This is a genomic window from Planococcus circulans (assembly GCF_020023385.1).
Classification (GTDB): Bacteria; Bacillota; Bacilli; order Bacillales_A; family Planococcaceae; genus Planococcus.
The window spans coordinates 1-26,927 of record NZ_JAIQCL010000010.1 but is presented as its reverse complement, the minus strand read 5'-3'; the positions used below and the strand labels follow the sequence as shown (position 1 = coordinate 26,927).

Sequence of the window (26,927 nt, the reverse complement as noted above, 5' to 3'; positions counted from 1 at the left end):
CTTACTTTAGTGAATATAATGCTTTGCAAAATTTCAACTTATTTTCAATCCCAGTTTCCCTACATAATGTTTCTTTAAAGCAAAATGAGCTGTAGACGCTTGTTCCAATGGGAAGGAATGATCGATATGCGCTCTGATATTTCCACTCTTCACGTAATGGGTAAACCGGCTTAGTATATCCGCATCGGGATCCCCATTGTAAGCAACGGCCTTAACTTCATCACTTTCCGGCAGTGGAAAAATACCGTTCGGATAGGCGATTCGCCCATCCGCTTTCATCATCTGGGCAATCGTTTTAACGGCTTCCCCGCCTGCAGTCAATAAAGCTGCATCAAACCCTTCCGGTTCAACCGCTTTCGCTGCAGACAGCAGATCATCCTTATAGCCATCCACTGCATTCTCAATGCCAAGCTTCTGGAGCATCTCAACACCATCAGCTCCTGATGCAATAGCAAAGACCCTCGCACCGATCTGCTTAGCGAGCTGAACGGCCAAATGGCCAACTCCACCACTCGCTCCAAACACAACGATCGACTCATCTTTTTTCAGCTGCAGGACATCTTCCAAACCACGCAAAGCCGTTATTCCTACTCCTGAAATAACACCCGCTTCTTGAATACTGATAGACGGTGGGAGATGCGTTACGTACTTTTGGTCGATTGCGGCAAACTCCGCATAGAAACCGCCTTTAGGATTCAGAAATCCTGTCGCCATTACTTTATCACCTACTGCAAGCCCTTTTACCTCCTTGCCTATCGAAACGATTGTTCCTGAACCTTCAGATCCCAGCACATAAGGGAATTTCACATTCATTTCCAGCATCTCCGCGTAACCGCCTTCTCTTTCAAAGATGTCCCATTGCCCGATCCCTGCAAATTCTACTCTGATCAATACTTCGGAATCACCCACATCAGGTAACCGAATGGTTTCAGTGACCAGCTGTCCTTCAGATCCGAATTCATGTAAGACAGCGGCTTTCATCAATTCAGCAGGAGTACCTGAGTTACTGTTCATTGTTTTTCCTCCCCTCATTAATTTAGTATTTATTTTAACATTTCCCTCTAGAAGTTTACGCTTCAATCGTCGTTTACGACTTTTTCCCGACTGGAACATTTCTCTTCAATACAGCCGTTTCAACTATTCATACAGATCAAATTTCAGGCGAACTGCTAAAATCCAATCACGACGTTAACCTGCTGCCGCAACTATTCTGGCCACTGTAACCTCAAAATGAGCTTCAGAGGTTTAGAAATGACTTAAACTGAGAATCCAGTCTTTATACAGTGAATATAATCCAATAAGTTTAATGAGCAGAATTTTATCAAACATTGCTTTTGCTGGAAAAGTGGTAAATCTAAATGTTAGGGGATTTTAAACATGATTGATTATACGGAGACCTCCTTCAACGGAAACGAATCCATTCTCTTTATTCATGGACTTGGTGCGAGCCGTTGGATGTGGTGGCAACAAGAACCAGCATTCTCGGATTATCAAGTTATTCTGGCAGATTTACCCGGACATGGAAAAAGCGTCTCCACTCCTTGGTTAAGTTTGGCGGATACTACAAATCTGATTGCACAACACGTGATAAAAAGTCGAAAGATCCATGTTGTAGGGATTTCATTGGGAGGCCATGTTGCTTTAGAATTAGCAAAACATTACCCTGAAAAGATTCTCAGCACATTCATCAGCGGTATTACCGTCCAACCCATGCAGTTCCAGTTCTTGCTTAAAATACAATCCCGAATAGTTCAACGAGGCATCAGGAATGACCGATATCTCAACAAACTGGCTCATGGCTACTACCATTTGCCTCCCAATAAATCGGCTGAGTTCATAGCGGACTATCAGCTACTGACTAAAGAAACATACGAAACCATCTGGCAAGAAATCATGCAGTTTCGTCTGGATGAATCATATGGGCATATCGATAGTCCGTGTCTGATAGTTGCGGGAGATCAGGAATCGCGAGGCATTCTGGAATCCATCGAGATAGCCCCGCAGTTCATACCGACCGCGGTAACCAGGTTGATCTCTGATGCCCAGCATGCTTGGCCCGTGCAAAAAGCACAGCAATTTAACCGTACTTTGAGAGAGTGGTTAGTTCACCAAAGTAATGGGATGGATTCACGAAATAAAAATACTGAATAAAAGATCGGCTATGACCTTCATTATTTATATGTTCAGGCTCCTTGTGCCTCTTTTAGCAACTAGTTTGAAATGCACTAAGCTACAACAGGATCATTGGCCATTCCGGGATGTCCAATACTCCCCCAAAAACGCCGATAGGAACTCTCCTACCGGCGCTTCTTCATTTCTTCCGCTACGAGCTGGAAGGTTCTTAGTTTGTCGGTAAAATTGTAGGCAGAGGAAACCAGCATCACTTCGTCTGCTCCATACTCGTCTGCAAAGTCTTCCAACCTGTCCACTACCTGTTCCGGTGTCCCGACGACCATCCGGCGGCGGTTTTCGGCGACCAGCAGTTTTTCGAATTTGGAATAGGGGTAGTCCATTGCTTTTTCAGGCGGTGGCGTACCTTTTGAAGGCATCCCCTGCGCTCCCATGCACAATGAAAGATCCATTGACGAAGCGACTCGTTCCGCTTGTTCCGGTGTTTCCTGGCAGACCACAAAAATAGCAAAGCCGACATAAGGTTTACTGTCCTTATAAGGCTTGAAGCGATCACGGTATTCTTTGGCAAACTGCTGTCCGCCTTCGCCGTTGATGAAATGGGCGAACATATAAGGCAGCCCTTTTTCCGCTGCCAGCTGCGCTGAGTTTTCACTCGAACCCAGCACCCAAATTGGTGGGCTGTGCTTGGTTACCGGTGTCGCTTTCATGCCGTAATATGGATGTTCTTCCGGTATGGAATCCGTCAGGTACATGCGAAGATCGTCGATTTGCCTCGGGAATTGGCTGGTGTCCCGCTTTTTGCCTTCGTTTAAAGCATAGGAAGCACGCGGCATGCCTCCTGGCGCTCTTCCGACTCCTGCATCAATTCTATCTGGATACAAAGCTTCCAACAGCTTAAAGTTTTCCGCAATTTTAAAAGGCGCATAATGCGGCAGCATAACGCCCCCCGAACCGAGCCGGATGGTTTTGGTCACGGCTCCAAGATGTGCAATCAACACTTCCGGAGAAGAGCCGGCCAGAGTCGTTGCATCGTGGTGCTCTGACACCCAAAACCGGGTATAGCCCCATTGCTCGGCTTTTTGTGCAAGGATCGCCGTCTGCTTCAGGGCTTCCTGGGGGGAACTGCCTTCTGAAATCGGGGATTGGTCCAGTATGCTGTAATTTAAAGCCATTTTGATCTACTCCTTTGTCCCGCGTATACGACCAGTAGATAAAGAAAAACCCCCTGGCAATAATTTATACGTTTTCTTCGATCAGGTAACCGACAGAACGCAGAACGGTGTGGATAAAAGCCTGCGTAGCCAGAAAGACTTCTTCTTTTTCGGGTTCCTGAAAAATATCATGATAGCAGAATTTCCATTCCTTGTAACTGAATTCGGTCAGCTGCTGCTTCATTAGCCACTGCCGGGAAGCTTCCACTTCTGTGATCATATCCCGTTCTGCTGTATGCAGATAGGTGGGAATCTGTGGATACAGCTCGACAGCGGCCGCAGTTTCTTTCATATAGCCCTGCAATTCCTTATACCACCCTGCCGTGATGACCGAATGATACAACTTGTTTTCCGTTTCCTGGTCAAAGGAAAATTGGTCTCTGGTCAGATGCCGAAGCTCGATTCCATGATCCATTTTTCTGCGGCCCGTCAATTGTGCAACGCCGGGAAAAGCATTGGGTGCTTTAGGGGGCAATTTTTTCAATTGAAGCCACGGCGACGTAAAGATGGCTCCGGCTACATTAAATTTTCGGTTGCCGAGGACATTCATGGCGATTGTAGCTCCAAGGCCGTGCGCGATGACAAACACCGGCAAATCGTTTTCCGATGATAGCTTCAGCATTTCGCTCACTGCCCGTTCATAATCCTCAAACGATTCCCGGTGTACATGATCCGCTCCGGCGTTCTTGCCATGGCCCGGCAGATCAGCCGTATAGACATGAAACCCTGCCGATCGCCATTTCTCAATTTGCCACGCATAGCGCATATGCTGTTCGTACGCATTATGGATCAATACCACTACTGCTTTTGCTGTTCCTTCCGCCTGCCATTTCCACATAGTCCGACTTCCTTTCTTCGCCAATCGACTCTTATTGCTGATTTCCTATTTGACGTTTCGATTTGATTTGTTACGATTATAGAATATCTTATCTTTTTTAAAGGAGCTTTGCCATGATTTATCCATATAAAGACAAATTCCCCCAAATCGATCCAACTGTTTTCATCGCAGACTACACGACCATTTCTGGCGATGTAACCATCGGTGCTGAATCATCGGTTTGGTTCAACACCGTCATCCGTGGCGATGTATCTCCAACTGTCATTGGCAATAAAGTCAATATCCAAGATCTTTGCATGCTGCACCAAAGCCCTGGCAAGACATTGCTTCTGGAAGACGAAGTGACCATCGGCCATCAGGTGACCCTTCACAGTTGCACGATCCGTAAAGGTGCCTTAGTTGGGATGGGGTCCGTCATCCTGGATGGCGCAGAAGTCGGTGAAGGCGCATTCGTCGGAGCCGGCAGCCTGGTGCCGCCCGGTAAAGTTATCCCTCCGGGCATGCTTGCTCTTGGACGCCCGGCGAAAGTCGTTCGTGAACTCCGCGAAGACGATAAGATCGACATGGAACGGATCGTCCGCGAATATGCGGAAAAAGGAGCTTATTACAAATCTCTTCAAAAGCAATGAACCCTGTTAGAAAGAAGAAGCGATGGACCCAGTCCACCGCTTCTTCTTTTTTCAGTGAATTCACCTATGAGATCAATCCGCTCCTGATCGCTTCTCCGATAGCTTGTGCCCGGTGCCTGACGTTCAATTTTTTCATGGCAGAGGCAATATAATCCCTTGCCGTAAATTCACTGATCCCCATATTCGACGCCATCTCTTTCGTGCTCCATCCGAGCGACAGCTGTTCAAGAACTTCAATTTCCCGTTTGCTCAACTTATGCTCCACCTGTTCCTCATTGATGAAAGACAATTTGTTGAAGGCTTTTCCAAAATAGTTCTCCACCAGTTGGACCAGCGTTTCCTTTACACTGTCTTCCCCTTTGTAGCCGTCGATCAACACACAGCCGATGACCAACGCCCCTTTTTTGATGGGGACTACAAGAACAGAAGACAATTTATATTTTTCGACATACTTTGCAGGCAGCTCAGATTTATTTTCGCCGACCGTTATGTATCTTGCTTTTTTGTCCAGAATTGCGTCGTAAATAGGCTGGATCGTCCGAATGTCTTCCCGGATGGCATCTTGATTGAGTGTCGATCCATCGGCATGCAGCGAAAAAATCAATTCCCCTACGAAATTGATGGGGGAATAAGAAAATAAGGACAGCCTGGAAAAAGGAAAGAAACTGAAAAACCCTTCCACAATCCGGCTGATTTTTTCCTCAGGACTTTCTGCACCTATCAGACCATTGATATATTCCTCTACAGAAACCGGTAACCCTTGCATGAGTGTCCCCCTCTTTCCCCCTACATTTTCAGGGATGTACTTTTCTCTTGCCCTATTCTAAGCTTCAACTGTAAGCCCTTACATTTTTATTGGAATATTCCGTCTTTTTACAGATCAGTTCCATCATAGCCTGTCTGACAGAAAAATTCAATTGGAGGTAAAGCCATGTCTATTCAAGTTGGAGTTCAGAACTTTTCACATTTCATCAACGGCGCTTGGGTTTCTTCTTCAAGCGGCGAAACGTTTGACGTCCATAATCCCGCGACAGGTGAAGTCGTCGCCAAAGTTGCGAAAGGGTCGGAAGCAGAAGTCGACCAGGCAGTTGAAGCGGCTCATAGCGCTTTTGAGAATTCCGGTTGGAGCCAAATGGCCCCACTGGAAAGAGCCGATGCTTTAAACCGGATTGCAGATGCCATCGCCATGAACAAAGATGAACTCATCTACTTGGAATCCCTGACTTCCGGTGGCACCGTGCGCCGCATTGCAGGAAACGACATCATGAGCATCATCGACCTGTTTCAGCAAATGGCCAAATTCGTCGTGGACTATCCGTTCAACGAAACCTTGCCTTCCCCCCTGTTTCCAGGGCCTGCCCATAACTTCGTCTGGCGGGAGCCGATCGGCGTTTGCGCAGCCATCACCCCTTGGAATATGCCTTTACTGATTGCCGCGTGGAAAATAGCGCCTGCTCTCGCTACCGGCAACACCATCGTTTTAAAACCAGCCAGCCATACACCGGTGACTGCTCTGCGCCTCGCAGAAATCATTTCGGAGGTTGTTCCTCCAGGCGTCATCAATGTCGTCGCCGGATCTGGCACAGAAGTCGGCGAACCGCTCGTGCGCCATCCGAAAGTCGGTAAAGTCGCCTTTACCGGTTCTACTGAAGTCGGCCGCAACATCATGAAAATCGCCGCCGAATCAATCAAGAACATCACCCTTGAACTTGGCGGCAAGTCGCCGAATATTTTATTGGAAGATGCGGACCTTGAAATCGCTTTGCCGGGCAGCCTGTTCGGTGTATTTCTCCATTCCGGCCAATTATGCGAATCGGGCACTCGCCTGTTTGTTCCGGATTCGCTCTATGATGCCGTGGTCGAAAAGCTTGCCGAACTGACGAAAACACTGAAGATCGGAAATCAATTGGAGGAATCGACTGCCATGGGCCCCGTCATTTCTCAACGGCAGAAAGAGACCATCCTCTCCTATATCGAAACCGGCATTAACGAAGGAGCGCGTCTGGTGTGTGGAGGAAAAGAAGCGGTGGTCGAAGGATTCGAAAACGGGTATTTCGTAGAGCCGACGATTTTCGCGGATGTCACCAACGACATGGCCATTGCACAGGAGGAGATATTCGGTCCGGTCCTGACAGTTATCCGCTACAGCGATGTGGACGAAGCCATCCGTATGGCCAATGACACGATCTATGGCCTCGCGGGTGGTGTCTGGACTCAGGATGTCAACAAAGCCTATGACGTTGCACGCAAAATTAAAGCCGGTGTCATTTGGATCAACGACTGGCATATGCTGCGCAACGATGCACCGTTTGGCGGTTATAAGCAGAGCGGCATCGGCCGCGAGATGGGCAAGCATTCTCTTGACGCTTATACGCAATTGAAGCATGTCCATACCTCCATGGTGCCCGAGCTTGAACGCCGGATTGCATTTGGACTGCTGTTCCCGGAAGGTACGAACGACCAATAATTTGAAGATTGGGGGGACTCTCATTGATTACAACGTATTCGAATTTTGCATTGATGACCACCATCCATAGCGGCTCCAATACCAGAGCCATGATTCCGGACCTTTTCAACGGACTGGGAGCCAAGCGTGTTGTCCTGTTCAGCGACCAAGGCTTAAAAGACGCCGGCATCGTCGATAAAGTAGCAGAAATCTTCCGCTTGACGCAAAACGGCACTGGCGCACAATTAGTCGGCATCTTCACCGATATCCAACAGGATGCCGGCAGTGAATCCGTAAACCGCGCCATCCAATATGCCCGTGAAATGGCCGCTGACTCTTTGCTTGCCGTCGGCGGCGGCAGTGTGCTCGATACCGTAAAAGGCGTCAAATTCGCATTGCATCATGGAATGACGGACATCAAAAAAGCGATTCCAGGCGGATTGGCATATTATACTTGGCCGGAAGCACAATTCATCCCGATTCCGCATATCGCTGTTCCGACGACAGCCGGAACCGGTTCGGAAGTATCGCCGATTGCGGTCATCTACAACGAAGAAAAAAGGATTAAGACGAATATCATCCACCCTTTTATCAGCGCCAATATGGCCGTGCTGGACCCGGATCTGACCCTTGGTCTGCCGCCATTCATTACGGCCTTCACCGGCTTTGACGCATTGACCCATGCCATTGAAGCTTTGATGTCGCCTACAGCAACCGGCTTTACCGATGCCTATGCGCTCCAGACCATTCGGATGTTCGAAAAGAACATCGTTGAAGCTGTACAAAACGGCAGCAATGTCAAAGCGCGCATGGAAATGCTGCAGGCCAGTACCATGGGCATCACCGCCTTCAGCTTCGCGCTGAACGCCATTCCAGTCCATAATCTGGCACATGCCTACGGGGCACTTTACCGTATACCGCACGGCCTCGCGAATGCCGTTTTCCTGCCCCATGTCATTGAAATGATTCCGGCGCTGTACTTGCCGAAAATCGATCAATTGGCGCAGGTCCTGAATCTGGATATCCGCAATAAATCTCCACAAGCTCTACTCGAGGAAGTGGTCGAGAAAATCCGCAATCTGCAGGAGCAAGTCGGTTTGCCGAAAGATTTCTCGAAATTCGAGATTCCAGAGGATTCACTGCAGACCACTATTGCCGCAGTCCAATCAGATCCGGCAGCCATGAACTTCCCATTGCCAGCTGAATTGATTGAAGCCATCGGAAAGCGTGTCGACAAACTGCAGACAAGCTCCACTTCATAAGAAAAGGACGACCGGGCATCGCTGCCCGGTCGTCCTTTTTTCTTTTCAATTTTAAATGCCGGCTTGAACGCCAGCTTGTTCTTTCAGGATAGCGGCTTTGTCTGTACGCTCCCAAGGAAGATCGACATCCGTACGGCCGAAATGTCCGTAGGCTGCAGTCTGCTTGTAGATCGGGCGGCGAAGATCAAGCATTTTGATGATTCCGGCAGGACGCAAATCGAAGTTCGCGCGTACCAAATCGTCCAATTTGTCTTCATCGACTTTGCCGGTACCGAATGTATCAAAAGCGATGGAGACGGGATGTGCCACACCAATTGCATAGGCCAATTGCACTTCGCATTTGTCTGCTAGGCCAGCCGCTACGATGTTTTTCGCTACATAACGGGCCGCATATGCTGCTGAACGGTCCACTTTTGTGGCGTCTTTACCGGAGAATGCTCCACCGCCGTGGCGAGCATAGCCACCGTAGGTATCCACGATGATTTTGCGGCCAGTCAAGCCCGCATCTCCCTGAGGTCCGCCAATTACGAAACGCCCAGTTGGGTTGATGAAGTATTTAGTATCTTCATCGATCCATTTTGCTGGAACGACTTCATTGATGACGTATTCTTTGATATTGCGTTGAATCTGCTCAAGCGTTACTTCCGGGTGATGCTGAGTAGAGATGACAATCGTATCCACGCGAAGGGGTTGATTGTTTTCATCATATTCAACAGTCACCTGCGTTTTGCCATCCGGACGCAAATACGGAAGAATTTCTTCCTTGCGTACTTCAGCCAAGCGGCGCGCCAATTTATGTGCCAATGAAATCGGCAACGGCATCAATTCTTCTGTTTCGTTGTTAGCATATCCGAACATCAACCCTTGGTCGCCTGCTCCGATATCATCCATTTCTTTATCTGTCATTTGGCCTTCACGTGATTCAAGTGCCACGTTGACTCCTGCAGCGATATCCGGTGATTGCTCATCAATTGCTGTAAGAACTGCACTTGTTTCTGAGTCGAAACCATATTTAGCGCGTGTGTATCCGATTTCTCTTACGGTTTGTCTAACGACTTTCGGGATGTCCACATAAGTGGAAGTGGTGATCTCCCCAGCTACTAAAACAAGTCCTGTCGTGACGGTCGTTTCGCACGCAACACGCGCATTTGGATCCTCGGTTAAGATAGCGTCCAAAATAGCATCTGAGATTTGGTCACAGATTTTATCCGGATGTCCTTCTGTTACTGATTCTGAAGTAAATAATCGACGGTTTTTCAAAAAATGTTCCTCCTTATATCCTGCGAGATTGCTCTCGAAATTGATACGGTACTCGTTTCCCATGTCAAGTCCGTTCCAGACAAAAGCCGGATTGAACTTCAAGCCGTTTGTGGCCTTTCACACGAGGATTAAGGGCATTCCATAAAAAAATCCCTTCACTCATTCATCATGAGGAAAGGAGAATCATCATAAGCACCTTTCACTCTTATCATCCAAGGCCTGTAAGCCTTGTTTCAGGTTTGGCACCATCACTGCAGTTGCAGCAGGTTGCCGGGTTTCATAGGGCCTGTCCCCTCCACCAGCTCGGAATAAGAGTATCCGTTCAATTTTTCATCATACGGAAATAGCACCTGGATGTCAACGTTTTTGATCAAAAAAAAACTAAAGCAGTTTATGGTAGTTAAGAATTCAGCGTTTTGTCTGGCAAAGATGACAACTCCTGCATGTGCCCGGTCATTCTCACTTTAATCGTGAAGCTATCAGGTTTATATAGTACAACTTATATAAATTCAGACCTACTGATTAACAGATTAAAAACTGTAGAAAAAATAGTGGAATCCGGACTGCAAAAGCTCTCATCCCACGTTTCCCTAAGTAATGGCTAATAGATTTTTCCCTATTATAGAAACCTGATTTAATATTTTTTGAATTCTGCAATGGATTAGTATAGACTAATAAACCTAATGTGTTATACTAATGAACGAATATACATCCTCCCCATCGCTATGGGAATAACAGAAAAGGAAGGTACATATATATGACTTCAGTGAACTTTGCAAACGATTTGAAGGATCTTTTAACTGGCCAAAATGTACATGTTCAATTATCAGTGCCACAATTAGTGGAGGCAGCAACATCCCGCGGCGAAGCGGTATTGACTCGGGAAGGCGCTGTAACAGCGGAGACTGGCAAATACACAGGCCGCTCACCGAAAGACAAATACATGGTGGAAGAAGAAAGTTCTAAAAACAAAGTCGACTGGGGCAATGTGAACCGTCCGATTTCCAGCGAAGTGTTTGAAAAACTATACGCTAAAGTCATCAAGCACTTAAAAGAAAAAGATGCGCTTTTCGTATTCAAAGGATTTGCAGGAGCAGACCACGAATCTCGTGTGCCGATCCAAACAATCAATGAATACGCGTGGCATAACCTGTTCGCCCACCAATTGTTCATCCGCCCGACGGCTGAAGAATTGAAAACGCATGATGCTGAATTCACTGTAGTCTATGCACCTACATTCAAAGCAGACCCTTCAGTGGACGGAACAGCTTCTGAAACCTTCATCATCGTGTCGATGGAACAACGCATCATTTTGATCGGGGGGACTGAATACGCTGGCGAGATGAAGAAATCCATCTTCTCAATCATGAACTACCTATTGCCTGAAAGAGGCATCCTACCGATGCACTGTTCAGCTAACGTTGGACAAGATGGCGATGTTACCTTGTTCTTCGGTTTATCCGGTACTGGCAAAACGACTTTGTCGGCTGATGGTGACCGTAAACTGATCGGTGATGACGAGCACGGCTGGTCCGATAACGGCGTCTTCAATATTGAAGGTGGCTGCTACGCAAAAACCATCAACCTGTCGCGTGAAAACGAACCACAGATCTACGACGCCATCCGTTTCGGTTCAGTTCTTGAAAACGTCGTAGTGGATCCTGACACGCGCATCCCGGATTATAATGATGATTCATTGACAGAAAACACACGCGCTGCATACCCGATGCAGGCAATCGACAATATCGTGGATCCTTCAGTTGCGGGACACCCGAAAACGATCGTCTTCCTGACAGCGGATGCTTTCGGCGTCCTGCCTCCTATCAGCAAGCTGACAAAAGAGCAGGCAATGTACCACTTCCTAAGTGGCTACACATCGAAATTGGCTGGTACGGAACGCGGCATCACGTCTCCTGAAGCAACATTCTCGACTTGCTTCGGTTCACCGTTCCTTCCACTGCATGCAACCGTGTACGCTGAAATGCTCGGCAATAAAATCGATGAGCACGGCGTTCAAGTCTTCCTTGTCAACACTGGTTGGACTGGCGGCGTATACGGAGTCGGAAGCCGCATGAAGCTTTCTTACACACGGACAATGGTTCGCGCTGCCATCAAAGGCGAATTGAATGACGTTCCGACTGAAAAAGAAGCATTCTTCGGCCTTGAGATTCCTGTAGAGGTACCGGGAGTTCCAACAGAAGTGTTGAACCCGCGCAACGCATGGGCAGATAAAGAAGCCTACGACCAAAAAGCATTGGAATTGGCACAGGAATTCCAAAAAAACTTCGAGAAATTCGGCACCGTCGCACCTGAAATCACGACACTTGGCGGCCCGCTTCAAAAATAAGCATTCGTTAAAACCCGTTCGGAGTAAAATCCGAACGGGTTTTTTGTATATGCTGATCAAACTTAATCAGCTATATTCAGCCTAATATGCTGATTTTCAGAGTTCGCTATGCTTCCTCCTGATCTCTCATCCATTTGCAGACCGCTTTGACTGCATTGCGGTTGGCTGCCGGTGGAAAGAAATGTGTATACTCCGGGAAGTACCACGTTTCGTGCCTCTGGCCATTCAGCTTCAGCGCCTCTTCCAGCAAATAAGCTTGCGCCGGATAGACGTTTTCATCTTTCAATCCATGGATGATCAGAATAGGCGCGCTGCTTTCTTCGATCCGCAGCAGTGGATTGCGTTCTTCATATTCCGTCAAGGCTGTATTCGGTGTGCCTCCATAGAGCCGTTTCATCATGCGCCGCATATCGGGACGCTCTTTATAGGTCAGCACCGTATCCGTAACCCCTGCCCATGTAACGAGCGACGTGATATCACTCCGCAGGATTGCCGTCCATAAGGCCATGATGCCCCCTCTGGAAAACGCCAGCAGGTGCACTTTCCCGTTGCTGTACTTCCTCAGTACGTCTACCGCATTGACTGCATCCCAGCGGTCCGCTCCCGCAAATTCATCCCGGCCTTCTCCGCCTCGATTGCCCCTGTAATAAGGTGCAAACACCACGAAGCCCTGTGCTGCAAATTGGGCAATCCGTGCAGGGCGCACCATCCCGATCGACTGGATCCCTCCCCTTAAATACAGGATGCCGCTGTAGGTGCCTGGCTTTTTCGGTTCCGCCAGCATGCCTTTCACCCGCAATCCCTCCGACCAATAAACGATTTCCGTTAATTGGACATGAGGATTCGGTGAAGGGTAGCGTTTTTTCGTTTCAATCGTCCCATTTTCCAAGCTGCTTCACCTTCTCAATTATTTTACGCATTCCAGCGTCCTTCATTAAAAAGCTGAATCCATCCCCCAGCTCTAATTCCTTCAGCAAAAAAATTCCCTGCGTTTCAAGAAGCGGAATCGGATCCACACTGTCCACTGTCCCGATATAAACCGTTTTGCAGAACGGCTTTTCCGAATAAACCACATATTCAGCGAACCATTCCAACTCTTTAACGTGAGCGCCTGTTTCTTCATAGACTTCCCGCTTTGCAGCCTCCTGCAAACTTTCACCGGCTTCCACTTTCCCGCCTGGAAATTCAAGACCCCGCTTATTGTGCCGAGTCAGAAGCCATTTCCCCTGATACCGGCAAATCACCAGCACATGCCTGCTTTCAAAAGGAAATGTTTTTTTTTCGAATGATAGTTCACAGGGATAACCGTTCAGATCCTGATAGTGCATTTTTCCACCTCGATGCCATAAGAAAAGCGTACACTAGAATTCAGTGTACGCTTGTATAATCCTATTTTACTTCTTTTCGCCCAAGAATGCTGATAACATCCAAGAATGTTTTTCAAGATTCTGGTGAATGGCGTTCAACATATCTTCTGTCATGTCATCGCCGTCTTTAGCAGCCAATTCCATGCCTTTTTTCAAGGATTTCATGATTTTGTCGTAATCACTGACAATGGTATCCACCATTTCTTCAGCAGTTTCCTTTTTGTTCGCTTCTTCTATAACGGATAGCTCAAGCTGCTCTTTCATTGTGGCGACAGGTTTTCCGCCAAGTGCAAGCAAGCGCTCTGCGATTTCATCCATATGAAGGGTCGCTTCGTTGTACAACTCTTCGAATTTTACATGCAATGTAAAGAATGAAGGCCCTTTTACGTACCAATGAAAATTATGTAATTTCGTATAAGCTACAGACCATGTTGCCACTTGCACGTTTAGTTCCTGGTTTAATTCGTTAGACATTTCCAATCACTCTCCAATTAGTTTGATAAGTACTTATACTTTATTTATACCTCTAATGCCCCTACAATAAACATATGAAGTATTTCCCCCGAAAAGAGCTGAATGATCATGAAGACCGTTTTACTGAAGATTTTCCGCTTTTACCAGCGGTTCATCTCGCCTTTATCTCCGCCGAGCTGCCGTTTCTACCCGACCTGTTCCCATTACGGCATCGAAGCCGTCGAGAAGCATGGTGCCCTGAAAGGCGGATATTTAGCAGCCAAACGTATCTTAAGCTGTCACCCTTTCCATAAAGGCGGAATCGATTTTGTTCCGGAAGAATGGCCACCAAAAAAATAATTGGTGGTTTTTCTTGTGTTTTTTAAGAGCATCCTGTAGTATTCTAATAGTTATTAAAACGTAATCGTTACATTTTGGAGGTTGAACATGAAAAAGATTCTATTATTGATGCCCTTATTATTATTAGCCGCCTGCGGACAAACAAGCGAAGAAGCGCAGAGTATTGACCAAGACCCGGAAAAATTGCAGGTTTACACGACGGTTTATCCCTTGACTTATTTCACTGAACGCATCGCCGGCGATTTGGTTGATGTGCAGTCGATCTATCCTGCCGGTTCAAATGAACACACCTTTGAACCGACGCAGCAGGAAATGATCAAGCTGGCAGACGCAGACCTGATGTTCTCCATCGGTCTCGGCCTGGAAGGATTCATTGACAGTGCCAAAAAGACTTTGCAGGACGAAAATGTCGAATTTATCGCCACTGCCGATCAGATTTCAGATGAAGAGTTGGAAGCGGCACTTGGCCATAAAGAAGACGGCCACGAAGAAGAGTCCCATGATGAAGAGGCACATGGCGAAGAAGCACACGCTGAGGAAGCCGGGAGCCACGACGGCCATGACCATGGTTCAACCGATCCGCATGTCTGGATGTCTCCGGTCCTGAGCGAAAAACTGGCAGAGTCCATCAAGGTTTCATTGACGGAAGCCGATCCTGAAAATGCGGAAACCTACGAAAGCAATTACACGGAATTGGTTGTAGAGCTGGAAATGCTGGATCGGTCGTTCGAGGACTTGTCTGAACGCGTCAGCAAAGATACGTTCTTCGTATCCCATGCGGCTTTCAGCTATCTTTCCGAACCATACGGTTTTGAACAAGTGGCCATTGCAGGGTTGAACAGCCAGGACGAGCCTTCACAAAAAGAATTGACGGAAATCGTTGATTTGGCAAAAGAAAAAGAGATTGAGTATATCGTCTTTGAGCAGAACGTTTCGTCGAACCTGACGGAAGTCATCCAGAACGAAGTGGGTGCTGAAGCGATTGAAATGCATAACCTTGGTGTTTTAACACAGGAAAACATCGACAACGAAGAAACCTACTTCACCTTGATGGAAAAAAACCTTCACGTGCTGGAAACGATCTTGAAATAAGAAAAGCATGATAAAAGCACTGCAGCGAGCGTTCGCTGCAGTGCTTTTATTTTTTAAAAAAACAACAACCGGGTTAGCCGCCGGCTGTCAATTTGATTAATCGCTTGGTCAAAAACTGACGCCAGTCATCGGCCAGTTCTTCCGCTTCTAATACTTTGACGATTCCATCGATATCTTTTGGACGGTGGTAATTCACTTCATTGGCATAAAGAACCGATACTTGCTGAGAATCTTTCGCCACAGGACGGATGGTCGAATCTGCCCTGACCATTCCTTCTTCCAACACCCGGCATAGATAGCCCGTATAGCCGGTCTTGACCATCTCCTTCAACAACGGCTTCATATCAAGCCTTCTATCAATGACATTGCAAGGCACTCTTCCTTGCGTCACCTGAATGACCGCCTCTCCTATTTGGAAAATGTCGCCGATGCAGATATCCCGCTCCAGCATATTCGTCACCGTCAGGTTCTCCCCAAAAGCAGCACGGGGCAATTCGGTTTCAAAAAAGTCATTCCAGTAAGCATAGTGTTCATAAGGATAGATGCACACGGCTCTCTCCGGCCCTCCGTGATGCTTTAAATCCGCAACGCCGTCCCCTTCAAATCCGTCCTTGGTTAAATACGCTTCCTGTACCGGTTGCTTTCGAATAGCTGTTTCCATTTCCTTGCCGTTTCCATAAGCCATCTTTTCCGGCAACCCGACAGCAAAGTTTTTTATGATTGGCTTCTCGGAATTCTTCACATGCCACCCCACCTTATATTCAGTCACAATAAATACACTGATTCAGTTTTCTTTAGTATACAGCTTCACGTCAATCTTCCAGTATCTCTTTCAAAAACTTTTCCCGGTGATCCAAAAAATACTTGGTGATCCGGTAATGGTCTGTCATTTCATAATCGATTTCTTCGATGGAGCCTCCATCGAAACTTAAGATTTTGGCGTCCGGATAGCCCAGGAGAATAGGCGAATGGGTCGCGATGATGAACTGGCAATTCTCCTCAGTGGTCAAGTCCTTCAATAACCGGAGAAACGTCAATTGCCGCTGAGGTGACAATGCCGCCTCCGGCTCATCCAGCAGGTAAAGAGCACGGCCGTTAAAGCGGTTCAGGAACAAGGATAAGAACGACTCCCCATGCGATTGTTCATGCAGGGAACGGCCTCCATAAGACTGAAACCCATCTTCGTCGACATCTTCGAGATGAGTGGCGAAATGGTAAAACGATTCTGCCCGCATGAAGAACCCATTCGTCACTTTCGGCATCCAGGAAAGTCGGATGTAATCGCCCAATACTGCTTGTGCCGCATGCACTTCATAGGTGTTGTTGCGGCCGCCGCCAGCTGTATTGAAACCGCATTTATCCGCGATTGCTTCAAGGAGCGTAGACTTGCCCGAGCCGTTTTCCCCAACGAAAAAAGTGATCGGATTGGTCAAATCCACTTGTTCCATATTGCCGATCGAAGGAACAGAAAATGGATACTCCCCGAAATCCTCAATATCCTCTTTCAATAAACTGATTCGATTTAAAAACACCGGCTCACTTCCTTCGCATTCGTTCGTATTTTATCGGGACAACCAGCAATCGGCTTTACTCTATCCAATGGAAATGAAACCTATATAAAAATTCATAGTTATTCACCTTAGTTAATTTTTATTCATTGTCTCACAATTTCTCTCAACTGAAAACAAAAATCCCAGCTTTATTTTATTTTTAAAAAAGCCTGAACCCCAATCGATTCAGACCACATCATATCCGATTCCCGGTCGGTCGCTCAAAACGATTTTTCCGCTTTCCACGGTGATTTCAGGCTCAATGATGTCCTTCTCCCAGAAATGCCGGGAAGCTGAGAAGTCACCCGGATACACAATCCCAGGCATGGACGCCAAGGCCAGATTATGCGCTTTGGAAACGCCGAATTCAATCATCCCGCCGACCCACATGCCAATGGAATGCGCCTGGCACAACCTAACCACCTTCAAGGTTTCGGTCCATCCGCCTAACCGGCTCATTTTCAACACGATAATATTCCCTGCCCGTGAGTCGATCATCTGTTGAACGTCCTCAAGAGAAGCGATGCTTTCATCCAAACAGATTTTGGTGTTCAACTCTTTTCTGGCCTGTGCATGCAAAGTCCATTGCCGCTCACCGAAAGGCTGTTCAATCAGCGTGAAACCGACTTCATCAAATGCTTTTAAGCATTCAACACCCTGTTCCCGGAAGCTGCAATTGGCGTCTGCAAAAAACTGCAGTCCGGGATAGGCAGCCACCACTGATTTAAGCAAAGTGATATCCATATCCGGCTGTATTTTTATTTTAACGCGCCGGTAGCCGGATTCAGCAGCCTGCGCCACTTGTTCCGCAATTTTTGAAGGATCGGCCGCTACGACGACGCCTGCTGGAATCGGGCCTCCTGAACCCCCGACAAACTTCCATAGCGGCACTTTTTGCTGCTTGGCAAACAAATCCCATACTGCCATCTCAACAGCGGCTTTGGCCATCCGGTTGCCTTTGACAGCTCCGAACAGCTCCCAGACGTCTTGTGGATTTTCGATGGTTTTATTCGCAAGCAAAGGCACCAGTACCTGTGCCAGCACAAAACGGCAGCCCATGATGGTTTCTTCCGTATACCACGGCGTCTCGAATGCCACACATTCCCCGTAGCCGACAAGTCCGGTGTCACCCGTGACCGCAACTACGATCACTTCACGTTCTTCTACCTGCTGCAGCACCGTCTTGAACGGATTCTTCAGCGGCTGCCGGACCGTTGTCAATTGGATGTCCCGGACCTTCACAGCCATGTTCTCAGCTCTCTTCTCAACAGCTTGTTCGATGCGTTGCGCGGCAGCTCCTCGACAAACGACAGCCGCTTCGGCACCTTATAGGATGCAATCTGTTCGCGGCAGTACGCCAGCAAGTCATCCGCGGCTGCTTCTTTGTTCAACACCACGAACGCCACGGGAACCTCGCCCCATTTGTCGCTGGCTGCACCGCAGACACCCGCTTCACGGACTGCCGGATGGGCCAGCAATACCTTCTCGATTTCAGCGGGGTAAATATTCTCTCCACCGGAAACGATCAAGTCTGAACGGCGGTCCACGACAAATAAAAATCCTTCGTCATCCAAATAGCCGACGTCACCTGTATGGAGCCAGCCGTCTTCCTGGACTTTCCGCTCTGCAAATGCCCCGATATAGCCTGGCGTCACTTGAGGACCGTGGATAAGAATCTCACCTGGTTCTCCAGCTTTTTCGGTTCCGTCTATTTTCACCTGGTATAAAAATAAGGGCTTGCCGGAAGAACCGATTTTCCGTTCCGCGTCTGCTGATTGTAAGGTCGTAGTCTGCGAAGAAGTTTCCGTCATGCCATATGTCTGCAATACTGGAATACCACGGTTTTTGGCGCGCTTGATGTAAGCGACCGGAATCGGGCCGCCTCCTGCAAGAGCTGCTTTGAACCGGGGAGACGCCTGCATTGACACTCCTTCCATATGGCTCAGTATGCGTTCAAGCGTGACGCCGACCATCGACATATACGTCACCTTCCCGCTGCAGATTTCCTCTGCACTGCGCTCGGCGTCAAATTTCTCATAGAGCCTTACGCCCATGCCATAGATCAGCGAGCGCATCAGGATCGAAAACCCGCTGATATGGAACAAGGGCACCGAACAAAGCCAGACATCATCCGGTGAAATGCCGATATTAAGGGCCGAAGAAACAGCACTGGAAAAATGGTTTTCCGCTGTCTGCCGCACCCCTTTCGGATTTCCTGTGGTCCCGGATGTATACATGATCGAAATGGTGCGATCTTGCCGCCATTGCTTTTGCGGCTCGATTTCAAGAGCAACCGCCTCTTTTATTTCACTGAACAGAATCATAGTGGAAGAGTCCAGTTTTTCCTTCAGTACGTCAGCCGCCAAAATATGATCCACTTCGGAATCGTCGATTTGATACGCCAGTTCAGCTTTCGCTAATCGTTCGTTCAGCATGACCATCTCGCACCCTAAATGAAGGCAGCCATACATGACAAAGATGGACTCCGGATTGGATTTGGCAAGGATTGCTACGCGTGAATCCGCCTTTACGCCAAGCGCTTTCAGCTTTCCGGCATAGACAAGCGCCACGTCATTGATTTCTGAAAATGTCCATTGCTGCTCCTCGAACGATAAGGCCATTCGGTCTCCGCTCAAATAACTCCGCTGGCTCAACCAGTTCGGATACGTCATGTAAAAAATCCTTTCTCTAAAAAAAGCTGTCCCCTGAGAGGACAGCTTTCAATTATTCGATGATCACGGGAAACGCGGGAATTGGCCAAAGTCCGGTTTGCGTTTTTCTTTGAACGCATCGCGGCCTTCCTTTGCTTCATCCGTTGTGTAATACAATAGCGTTGCATCTCCAGCCATCTGCTGCAATCCAGCAAGGCCGTCTGTATCAGCATTCATTGCCGCTTTAACGAAACGAAGTGCAGTCGGGCTCATTTCAAGCATTTCCTGGCACCATTGAACGGTCTCGTCTTCCAGCTGTTCAAGAGGAACCACTGTGTTGACTAAGCCCATATCCAATGCTTCCTGTGCATCGTATTGACGGCATAGGTACCAGATTTCACGCGCTTTCTTGTGTCCGATGATGCGTGCCAGGTAACCAGAACCGTAGCCTGCATCAAACGAACCGACGCGTGGGCCAGTTTGGCCGAAACGTGCGTTGTCTGCAGCGATCGTCAAGTCACATACTACGTGAAGGACGTGTCCGCCGCCGATTGCATAGCCTGCAACCATTGCCACGACCGGTTTTGGAATGACGCGGATCAAACGCTGAAGATCCAGGACGTTCAAACGCGGAATCTCATCTTCCCCAACATAGCCGCCATGTCCGCGTACGGATTGGTCTCCACCTGAACAGAAAGCCTTTTCGCCTTCTCCAGTCAAAACGATGACGCCTACCTCTGCATTATCGCGTGCACGGGAAAATGCATCGATCAATTCGTGAACCGTTTTCGGACGGAATGCGTTGCGCACTTCCGGACGGTTGATGGTGATTTTGGCAATACCGTTAAAAATTTCATACTTGATGTCTTCATATGTACGTTCTGTAATCCACTCGCGTGTCATAATTTTCCTCCTTGATAGTTCAAACTAGAATACTCTCTTACTATTGTAGCAAATTCAACAGGTTTTTCCACATGTATCGCATGTCCGCCTTCGATAGTTTTGTGAACTGCGTCCGGTATCAGCTCCACCATCTCTTTGGCGATCGCTTCAAACTTCAAATCCGACTGCCCCGTCAACAATAAAACCGGCATGTCCAGATCTTCTAGCCGCTTCCAGTAGGAGTCCTGCGCACCCGTCCCCATGCCTTTCAGGCTGTTCGCAAGGCCGATCGGATTTTGAGACAGCCGCTCTTCACGAACGGCCTGTTTCACCGGCTCCGGCAAGGATTTCTGGCTGTCGAACAAGAGGATGTTTTCCCATCGATCAACAAAATTTCTTATCCCGTCTGCAACAATCCGTTCTGCCAGCCCTTCGTCACGCGTACGGCGTTCCTGTCGCTCCGCTTCACTCCGAAGGCCGGGAGAAGCACTTTCCAGCACCAGTCCTTTAACCCGACCCGGAAAACGGCAGGCATAAGCAAGTGCTGTGCGTCCGCCCATCGAATAGCCCACAAGCGTCAACCGGTCCAAATTCATTTGACCGAACAGCGCATCCAAATCCTTCAACTGCCGTTCCATCGAATAGCACTCGACCGCTTCCGGACAATCCGTTTCGCCATGGCCAATCAAATCGATAAGAACGATTTTTGAATCATCCCATCCTTCAATGACCGGATGCCATGTTTTCGTGCTGCCGGTAAAACCGTGCAAAAAGACAATCGTCTCCTCTTTATCGCTGTTGAACACTTCCACATGGTAACGCACTCCATCAACATCCAACTTCATTGCTTTGCCAGCTCCTCATTAAAACGGCTCCATAATTTGCGGTGTGTCGTAACATTGTTCTGGCGATCCGTGAACACTTCAATGATTTTTACAGTTTTATCTTTCGGCTGATCCAATGCTTCCACCAATTGTTCAGCCGTTTCCACCGCTGCATATTGCGCATCATACATTTTCGCGGCATCCCCGAACGTCAGCCCTGTTGGCGTGGCGAACAAGTCTTCAAAATGACGCTCTTCCTGAGACTGAGGCAGGTAGGAGAATATTCCGCCGCCATCATTATTCATGATGACTATCGTCAAATCCGTCGCCTGCATCTTAGACGCAATCAGTCCGTTCATATCATGCAGGAAGGACAAATCACCGATAAACAGATAAGCTGGACGCTGGTTTGCCGCCTGAACTCCGAATGCTGTCGATACCACACCATCAATACCGTTTGCCCCGCGATTCGCATAGATCACCACATCCCGCTCTGCAGCCTTAAAGAAGGTATCGACATCACGGATCGGCATACTGCTGCCAACAATCAAATCGCAGTTTTCCAATCTATCGAAAAACACTTTCGCCAGGACGCCTTCATCCAGCTCTTCCTCGCAATGGAGGCTTACGACTTCCCAGTAAAGGGCTGAAGCTGCTGTCCATTTTTCACGGTAGGAATTCACTGCTTTCATTTTTAACGGCAACTGCCATAGAGCATTTGGTGACGACTGAATATGATGCGTAGCCAAAGACTGGGCATCCCGCAGCATCGGACTTTCATCAAAAACGGCATAGACTTCCGGCTTCACTGCAGCCAGAAACAAAGTCAACGGCTTCGAAACGGGCTGCGGCCCGATCCGGATGACAGCTTCAGGCACTATGCCTTCTTTGAATGCTTCATTTTTCAGTAAAGCATCATAGGAATCGATGATCAGGTGCTGCGCTTTTAGTGGAACATTGCCCCGCAGATTCGATAAAGGATCTGCCAGCACCGGCCAATCTAGATGCTGGATAAAATCCCAGAATTCAACTGGCATCGGTAGAGTCATTTCTCCGACAATCAACAGGCCTTTTTCTTTTTTCAACAGATCCTGCAGAAATTTCCGGCTGGCGGATGACAATGCCATTTCTCCGCCAAAATGAGCAATTTCCCCAAACGATTCATACCCCTGCTCAAAATCGATGCGCAATGGTTCACGGAATGGCACATTGACATGCACCGGCCCTTTTGGTTCGCTGCTGGCACTCTGGACAGAGCGGTGCAGATGGCGGGACAGGAACGCCAATTGATTTTCCGTTTCCGGCATCGGCAGATCCGTCGCCCACTTGACATGTGATCCGAACAAATTCACTTGGTTGATCGCTTGCGGCGCTCCCACTTCCCGCAGCTCATGTGGACGATCTGCCGTCACTACGATCAGCGGCACCCGTGCATAATACGCTTCAACAATGGCCGGAAAATAATTGGCTGCCGCCGTTCCTGATGTACATAACAGCATCACCGGTTTGCCGGAAGCCTTCGCCATGCCCAGCGCAAAATAAGCCGCTGAGCGCTCGTCGATCTGCCGGTAGACCGACAGCCCTTGCTGCTTCATACAGGCATAAGCAAGTGGTGTAGAACGGGATCCCGGACTGATGACGGCATCCGCCACTCCAAGTTCCACCAGCGAATGGGTAAATGCAGATACGTATTCTGTTAACGCTTCACGACTCGTCACTCAATTGACCTCCCAATGCCCGAAGCATCGGTCTGAATTTAACCCATGTCTCGTCATACTCTGATTCCGGCGTGGAATCTGCTACGATTCCGCCGCCTGCATATAAATAAGCTTTCTCGCCGTCCAATAAAGCCGAACGGATTGCGACCGCAAACTCACCGTCGCCTTTTGCGTCAATCCAACCGATAGGAGCTGCATAATAGCCCCGGTTCATCGCTTCATGTTTGCGGATCATATGCAAGGCTTCCAGTTTCGGCTCTCCTCCAAGTGCCGGTGTCGGGTGGAGAACTTCCACCAGGTCAAATAAAGTAGCGCCTGGATTCAATTTCCCTTCAACAGGAGTATACAAATGCTGGATATCCCTGATTTTCAGTAGTTTCGGCAATTTGGGCACCACTGTCCCGCTGCAATAGTTTTCAAATACTTCACTGATCATCTTGACCACGTATTGGTGCTCAGCCCGGTTTTTCGGATCTTTCAGCAAAGCCTCACCAAGTTCCGTATCCTTCTCCACGGTTTTTCCGCGTGGAGTAGATCCCGCTAAACAAGTGGATAAAGCTTTCTGGCTTTCGACTTTTACCAGCCGTTCCGGAGTCGCCCCAAAGAAAAACTGCTCTTCCGCCTCTAATCCGAACAGGAAGCTCTCAGGCTGTTCGTTTGATACTTGGTACAATGCAGAAGATGGAGATAATTTGTCCTCAAATTCCAACTCCAATGCACGGGCAATGACAACTTTTTCCACTTCTTTTGCCTTAATGATATCCGTAACCCGCTGGATGGAATCCAAGTACTCTTCTTTTCTCAATTCTGCACGGCCGATTGTCCGTGGTTTATCATATTTATCCACTTCGGTTACTTGGGCCGCATGGATCAATTTGTCCCGTTCTTTGCGCATCGCATCAAACTCTGCAAAACTTTCCTGCTGCTCCGTAATTAAGTGGATGCTGACAAAGGCCTGCTCTCCTTTTAATATCAACTGGAAAGTCGGCACCGCAAAATAAGCCTGCGGAAACCTTGTCCACTCACTCGGTTTGTCATTTAACGGATCAAATGAAAATCCGCCGAATAGGACAGGCTGAACCGAATGTTCTTCATTGACGATTTGATTGCATAAGCTCTTCCAATCTTTTTTTATCTTTTCAAAGCGTCCAGTCGGTTGATCTGTAGAAAGAACATGGGCATGCCCGATTCCGACCAATGTGAAAGTCTTTTCACGATTTTGCCAAAACATGCGCTTTCCTGCATAGCCCTCTCCACCGGCTTCAAAAAATGCCAATGCCGACATGCGTGTCACTTCAATTGTTTCAGTATAAAAGCGGTAGCCTTCGTATGGGCCTGCCGCAAATTGCTGGGTCGATGAAGACGATTCTGAATTCACCTGATTACCTCCGTTTTAAGACCATAGTCTCGTTTATTCCAGTAACTGTTTTACTTTTTAATCTCTACCCTCTATCATACTCTTTTCTGCTAAAATCAGCACATCATTTGCTGTATTCGTGTCTATTTTGAAGTACAATGAAGAGTGGAAAGAATTAAAGGAGAGATAGATTATGACACATTCACTACAGGCAGACAGCGGATGGCGCGTCTGGTGGCAATTGACCCGGCCCCATACCTTAACTGCTTCCTTCGCTCCCGTTTTCCTGGGAACGATGATCGCGCTACACTACAATTCCATTGACTGGCTTCTATTCCTGGCGATGCTTGTCGCAAGTTTATTGATCCAGGCAGCCACCAATATGTTCAATGAATACTATGATTTTGCCAGAGGCCTGGACAATGAGAACTCTGTCGGCATCGGCGGTGCAATCGTACGGAACGGAGTAAAGCCGAAAACCGTTTTGGCTTTGGCTTTGGTGTTCTACGGAATCGCTGCTGTCATCGGCCTCTATATTTGTTCGCAAACCAGCTGGTGGCTTTTGGTTGTTGGTGCAGTTGCCATGATGATCGGCTACCTTTATACCGGCGGCCCCTACCCGATTGCGTACACTCCTTTCGGCGAACTCTTCTCAGGAGTCGTTATGGGCTATTTGATCGTCATCATTGCCTTCTACATCCAAACCGGCATGGTGACTTTGGAAGCTTCCTTGCTGGCTGTACCTAGCACCTTATTGGTAGCAGCAATCATGTTGTCCAATAACATCCGTGACATTGTCGGAGATGAGGAAAGCGGCCGTAAAACGTTGGCGATTTTGGTCAGAAGGCCAGCCGCAGTCAATATCCTAATGTTCTTCTTCATCCTTGCCTATGCTTGGATTGTTATCCTTGTGGTTTCTGGCACGTTGACGCCTTGGGCATTATTGGTCTTCCTCAGTGTCCTGAAACCCGTTAAAGTCGTTCAGATCTTTAAACGCTACACTGAACCGTTAAAAGTAATGCCAGCAATGAAAGATACAGGAAAAACAAATACCTTTGTCGCTTTCCTGCTTGGAATCGGCTTATTGATCGATTATCTTCTATAATTAAAAAATAAACAAAAGGGATTCCTCAGTGAAATCCCTTTTGTTTATTTAAATAACACTTTCAAGTATCAATAAGCATGCGATATAGTAGATAGATAAATTACAGACTTTCATAATATAGGAGGGTACAGTGTGAAACCCATTTTCATCGGTATTATTGCAGCTTTTTTCTTCGCATTTACGTTCGTACTGAATGCCACTATGGAAGCAGGAGGCGGCAGTTGGATCTGGAGTGCTTCCCTCCGTTATGTCTTCATGATCCCCTTTTTGCTGATCATCGTGCTTACAAGAAAGAACCTGAAGCCTCTGTTACTGGAAATGAAAAATAACAAAGGGGCTTGGGCATTATGGAGCTTTGTCGGGTTTGGATTATTCTATGCACCACTTTGTTTTGCGGCTGCCTATTCCCCCGGCTGGCTCATAGCAGGAACATGGCAGGTCACCATTATCGCCGGGACGCTGCTAGCCCCTTTATTTCTAATTACCATACATACAAACAAAGGGCCTATTCAAGTAAGAGGACAGATTCCTATAAAAGGTTTATTGGTTTCTGTTATCATCTTGGCTGGCGTCAGTTTGATGCAATTGGAGCATATAGCTGCCGTCTCTTCTTCAGCAGTATGGTTCGGCTTTATGCCTGTGATTCTTGCTGCCTTTGCATATCCACTGGGAAATAGAAAAATGATGGATCTATGCGGGGGCAGATTAGATGCTTACCAAAGGGTGCTCGGAATGACATTAGCAAGCCTTCCTTTTTGGCTGATACTATCATTATATGGCTTTATTACCATCGGTGGTCCAACAGCTTCACAAAGCTTCCAAACACTGATTGTCGCCCTAAGTTCAGGGGTAATTGCCACGGTTCTATTTTTTAAAGCTACAGATCTGGTCAGAGGAAATATGCAAAAATTAGCAGCAGTTGAAGCGACACAGTCGATGGAAGTATTGTTTGCTTTATTGGGAGAAATCCTTTTCTTATCGATTGCCTGGCCGTCTTCCTTGTCTTTATACGGTATTTTACTTGTCATGATCGGAATGATCACACACAGTTATATATCCGGTAAAAAGAAAAAAAGTGTCATGCAATTGAATGCATGACACTTTTTTATGANTTCCTTGTCTTTATACGGTATTTTACTTGTCATGATCGGAATGATCACACACAGTTATATATCCGGTAAAAAGAAAAAAAGTGTCATGCAATTGAATGCATGACACTTTTTTATGATGACCCCTACGGGATTCGAACCCGTGTTACCGCCGTGAAAGGGCGGTGTCTTAACCGCTTGACCAAGGGGCCTAATACTGGCGGAGAAGGAGGGATTTGAACCCTCGCGCCGGTTGCCCGACCTACACCCTTAGCAGGGGCGCCTCTTCAGCCACTTGAGTACTTCCCCAGTATGGCTCCGAAGGTAGGACTCGAACCTACGACCATCGCATTA

General features: G+C 47.7%; 25 protein-coding genes, 2 tRNA genes and 1 riboswitch. Of the genes, 9 read left to right on the top strand and 18 right to left on the bottom strand.

Annotation, left to right across the window (positions count from 1 at the left end; translation table 11 throughout):
• Window positions 1–33: 33 nt before the first annotated feature.
• Window positions 34–1,014, bottom strand: a complete 981-nt coding sequence (locus K8U60_RS15395) for an NADP-dependent oxidoreductase (protein ID WP_223642085.1) — start codon at window positions 1,012–1,014, stop codon at window positions 34–36.
• A gap of 363 nt (window positions 1,015–1,377) precedes the next feature.
• Between K8U60_RS15395 and K8U60_RS15390 the strand changes: the two genes are divergently transcribed.
• The gene (locus K8U60_RS15390) at window positions 1,378–2,151 is read left to right on the top strand and encodes an alpha/beta fold hydrolase (protein WP_223642084.1); all 774 of its coding nucleotides are present in this window, start codon (window positions 1,378–1,380) and stop codon (window positions 2,149–2,151) included.
• A gap of 146 nt (window positions 2,152–2,297) precedes the next feature.
• On the opposite strand, the gene K8U60_RS15385 is transcribed toward K8U60_RS15390, so the two are convergent.
• Entirely contained in the window at window positions 2,298–3,305 is a 1,008-nt protein-coding gene (locus K8U60_RS15385; RefSeq protein WP_223642082.1) for an LLM class flavin-dependent oxidoreductase, read from the bottom strand.
• A 64-nt stretch (window positions 3,306–3,369) separates the two neighbouring features.
• Entirely contained in the window at window positions 3,370–4,182 is an 813-nt protein-coding gene (locus tag K8U60_RS15380; RefSeq protein ID WP_223642080.1) for an alpha/beta hydrolase, read from the bottom strand.
• Between the two features lie 113 nt (window positions 4,183–4,295).
• Between K8U60_RS15380 and K8U60_RS15375 the strand changes: the two genes are divergently transcribed.
• Window positions 4,296–4,811 (top strand): gamma carbonic anhydrase, encoded by a 516-nt coding sequence (locus tag K8U60_RS15375; RefSeq protein ID WP_223642078.1) that lies wholly within the window; start codon window positions 4,296–4,298, stop codon window positions 4,809–4,811.
• Window positions 4,812–4,875: 64 nt separating this feature from the next.
• Here K8U60_RS15375 and K8U60_RS15370 read toward each other — a convergent pair whose 3' ends face one another.
• Window positions 4,876–5,577 (bottom strand): helix-turn-helix domain-containing protein, encoded by a 702-nt coding sequence (locus tag K8U60_RS15370; protein ID WP_223642076.1) that lies wholly within the window; start codon window positions 5,575–5,577, stop codon window positions 4,876–4,878.
• A 165-nt stretch (window positions 5,578–5,742) separates the two neighbouring features.
• Between K8U60_RS15370 and K8U60_RS15365 the strand changes: the two genes are divergently transcribed.
• Window positions 5,743–7,278, top strand: coding sequence for an aldehyde dehydrogenase family protein (locus K8U60_RS15365; RefSeq protein WP_223642074.1), 1,536 nt, complete (start codon window positions 5,743–5,745; stop codon window positions 7,276–7,278).
• Window positions 7,279–7,301: 23 nt separating this feature from the next.
• Window positions 7,302–8,519, top strand: coding sequence for an iron-containing alcohol dehydrogenase (locus K8U60_RS15360; protein ID WP_223642072.1), 1,218 nt, complete (start codon window positions 7,302–7,304; stop codon window positions 8,517–8,519).
• Window positions 8,520–8,570: 51 nt separating this feature from the next.
• Here K8U60_RS15360 and metK read toward each other — a convergent pair whose 3' ends face one another.
• Window positions 8,571–9,779, bottom strand: a complete 1,209-nt coding sequence (metK, locus tag K8U60_RS15355) for a methionine adenosyltransferase (RefSeq protein ID WP_223642063.1) — start codon at window positions 9,777–9,779, stop codon at window positions 8,571–8,573.
• 202 nt (window positions 9,780–9,981) lie between these two features.
• Window positions 9,982–10,094, bottom strand: a riboswitch (SAM riboswitch).
• A 442-nt stretch (window positions 10,095–10,536) separates the two neighbouring features.
• Between metK and pckA the strand changes: the two genes are divergently transcribed.
• A complete protein-coding gene (gene pckA / locus K8U60_RS15350; RefSeq protein WP_223642061.1) occupies window positions 10,537–12,126 on the top strand; it encodes a phosphoenolpyruvate carboxykinase (ATP) in 1,590 nt (529 codons plus the stop codon).
• A 106-nt stretch (window positions 12,127–12,232) separates the two neighbouring features.
• On the opposite strand, the gene K8U60_RS15345 is transcribed toward pckA, so the two are convergent.
• The 3 genes from K8U60_RS15345 to K8U60_RS15335 form a co-directional block, all read right to left on the bottom strand.
• The gene (locus K8U60_RS15345) at window positions 12,233–13,015 is read right to left on the bottom strand and encodes an alpha/beta hydrolase family protein (RefSeq protein ID WP_223642059.1); all 783 of its coding nucleotides are present in this window, start codon (window positions 13,013–13,015) and stop codon (window positions 12,233–12,235) included.
• On the bottom strand, window positions 12,996–13,454 hold the full coding sequence (gene ytkD, locus K8U60_RS15340) for an RNA deprotection pyrophosphohydrolase (protein WP_223642050.1): 459 nt from the start codon (window positions 13,452–13,454) through the stop codon (window positions 12,996–12,998). Before ytkD ends, K8U60_RS15345 begins: the two co-directional genes overlap by 20 nt.
• A 66-nt stretch (window positions 13,455–13,520) precedes the next feature.
• Window positions 13,521–13,967 carry a Dps family protein gene (locus tag K8U60_RS15335; protein WP_223642048.1) on the bottom strand — a complete coding sequence of 149 codons (447 nt, stop codon included), beginning with the start codon at window positions 13,965–13,967 and terminating at the stop codon, window positions 13,521–13,523.
• Between the two features lie 108 nt (window positions 13,968–14,075).
• On the opposite strand from K8U60_RS15335, the gene yidD reads away from it, so the two are divergent.
• Complete coding sequence (gene yidD / locus K8U60_RS15330; RefSeq protein ID WP_191716661.1) at window positions 14,076–14,306, top strand: membrane protein insertion efficiency factor YidD; 231 nt, start codon at window positions 14,076–14,078, stop codon at window positions 14,304–14,306.
• Window positions 14,307–14,393: 87 nt separating this feature from the next.
• A complete protein-coding gene (locus tag K8U60_RS15325) occupies window positions 14,394–15,398 on the top strand; it encodes a metal ABC transporter solute-binding protein, Zn/Mn family (RefSeq protein ID WP_223642046.1) in 1,005 nt (334 codons plus the stop codon).
• A 73-nt stretch (window positions 15,399–15,471) separates the two neighbouring features.
• Here K8U60_RS15325 and K8U60_RS15320 read toward each other — a convergent pair whose 3' ends face one another.
• The 8 genes from K8U60_RS15320 to K8U60_RS15285 form a co-directional block, all read right to left on the bottom strand.
• On the bottom strand, window positions 15,472–16,083 hold the full coding sequence (locus K8U60_RS15320) for an MOSC domain-containing protein (RefSeq protein ID WP_223642331.1): 612 nt from the start codon (window positions 16,081–16,083) through the stop codon (window positions 15,472–15,474).
• Window positions 16,084–16,210: 127 nt separating this feature from the next.
• A complete protein-coding gene (locus K8U60_RS15315) occupies window positions 16,211–16,930 on the bottom strand; it encodes an AAA family ATPase (RefSeq protein ID WP_223642044.1) in 720 nt (239 codons plus the stop codon).
• 204 nt (window positions 16,931–17,134) lie between these two features.
• Window positions 17,135–18,196, bottom strand: a complete 1,062-nt coding sequence (menC, locus tag K8U60_RS15310; protein ID WP_223642042.1) for an o-succinylbenzoate synthase — start codon at window positions 18,194–18,196, stop codon at window positions 17,135–17,137.
• Window positions 18,187–19,620, bottom strand: a complete 1,434-nt coding sequence (locus tag K8U60_RS15305; protein WP_223642034.1) for an o-succinylbenzoate--CoA ligase — start codon at window positions 19,618–19,620, stop codon at window positions 18,187–18,189. The genes menC and K8U60_RS15305 overlap by 10 nt, the downstream gene beginning before the upstream one ends.
• A 63-nt stretch (window positions 19,621–19,683) precedes the next feature.
• The gene (menB, locus tag K8U60_RS15300) at window positions 19,684–20,502 is read right to left on the bottom strand and encodes a 1,4-dihydroxy-2-naphthoyl-CoA synthase (protein ID WP_223642031.1); all 819 of its coding nucleotides are present in this window, start codon (window positions 20,500–20,502) and stop codon (window positions 19,684–19,686) included.
• Window positions 20,499–21,326: a 2-succinyl-6-hydroxy-2,4-cyclohexadiene-1-carboxylate synthase gene (menH, locus tag K8U60_RS15295; protein ID WP_223642029.1), complete on the bottom strand. Its 828-nt coding sequence runs from the start codon at window positions 21,324–21,326 to the stop codon at window positions 20,499–20,501. The genes menB and menH overlap by 4 nt, the downstream gene beginning before the upstream one ends.
• Entirely contained in the window at window positions 21,323–23,023 is a 1,701-nt protein-coding gene (menD, locus tag K8U60_RS15290; protein ID WP_223642027.1) for a 2-succinyl-5-enolpyruvyl-6-hydroxy-3-cyclohexene-1-carboxylic-acid synthase, read from the bottom strand. Before menD ends, menH begins: the two co-directional genes overlap by 4 nt.
• Window positions 23,010–24,401 carry an isochorismate synthase gene (locus tag K8U60_RS15285; protein WP_223642025.1) on the bottom strand — a complete coding sequence of 464 codons (1,392 nt, stop codon included), beginning with the start codon at window positions 24,399–24,401 and terminating at the stop codon, window positions 23,010–23,012. Before K8U60_RS15285 ends, menD begins: the two co-directional genes overlap by 14 nt.
• A gap of 172 nt (window positions 24,402–24,573) precedes the next feature.
• Between K8U60_RS15285 and K8U60_RS15280 the strand changes: the two genes are divergently transcribed.
• Together K8U60_RS15280 and K8U60_RS15275 are read left to right on the top strand one after the other, a co-directional pair.
• Entirely contained in the window at window positions 24,574–25,485 is a 912-nt protein-coding gene (locus K8U60_RS15280; RefSeq protein ID WP_223642023.1) for a 1,4-dihydroxy-2-naphthoate polyprenyltransferase, read from the top strand.
• Between the two features lie 132 nt (window positions 25,486–25,617).
• Window positions 25,618–26,583, top strand: a complete 966-nt coding sequence (locus K8U60_RS15275) for a DMT family transporter (protein ID WP_223642021.1) — start codon at window positions 25,618–25,620, stop codon at window positions 26,581–26,583.
• Between the two features lie 130 nt (window positions 26,584–26,713).
• On the opposite strand, the gene K8U60_RS15270 is transcribed toward K8U60_RS15275, so the two are convergent.
• Both K8U60_RS15270 and K8U60_RS15265 read right to left on the bottom strand, forming a co-directional pair.
• Window positions 26,714–26,785 (bottom strand) — tRNA-Glu (locus tag K8U60_RS15270).
• Window positions 26,786–26,791: 6 nt separating this feature from the next.
• Window positions 26,792–26,882: transfer RNA gene (locus K8U60_RS15265), tRNA-Ser, on the bottom strand.
• Window positions 26,883–26,927 lie beyond the last annotated feature (45 nt).